The sequence below is a fragment of the Streptococcus pseudopneumoniae genome (genome assembly GCF_001072925.1).
GTDB classification, from domain to species: Bacteria; Bacillota; Bacilli; order Lactobacillales; family Streptococcaceae; genus Streptococcus; species Streptococcus pseudopneumoniae_Q.
The window spans coordinates 1-563 of sequence record NZ_JVHE01000121.1 but is presented as its reverse complement, the minus strand read 5'-3'; the positions used below and the strand labels follow the sequence as shown (position 1 = coordinate 563).

1 protein-coding gene is annotated in these 563 nt (G+C 38.5%); it reads right to left on the bottom strand.

Features of this window, described 5'->3' with window-relative positions; genetic code table 11:
- On the bottom strand, positions 1-563 hold a 563-nt coding region (locus tag ADH81_RS09825; protein ID WP_049528729.1), incomplete at both ends, for an ISL3 family transposase.

Below are 563 nucleotides of genomic sequence, written 5' to 3'. Positions count from 1 at the left end.
GCTTTAGATTGTCCTCAATGAGTCCGAAAAATTTCTCGGGCTCTTTATTCTGAAAGTGAAAAAACAAGAGCTGATAGAGATCATAGTGGTGTTTCAATTCTTCTGAATAGCTCAAAAGCTTGTCTAAAATTTCTTTATTAGTCAAGTGCATGCGAAAAGTAGGACGATAAAATCGCTTATGGTTGAGTTTACGACTATCTTGTTGAATGAGCTTCCAGTAGCGCTTGATGGCCTTGTATTGATGGGATTTTCTATCGAATTGGTTCATAATTTGAACACGCACACGGCTCATAGCACGACTCAGATGTTGTACAATGTGAAAGCGATCTAGAACGATTTTAGCACATGGAAAAAGCTGTTTAGCCAAGTCATAGTAAGGACTAAACATATCCATAGTAATGATTTTCACTCGACATCGGACCGCTCTATCATATTTAAGAAAGTGATTTCGGATGACGGCTTGTGTTCTTCCCTCAAGAACAGTGATGATATTGAGCATGTCAAAATCTTGTGCGATAAAACTCATCTTTCCCTTGGTAAAGGCATACTCGTCCCAAGACATA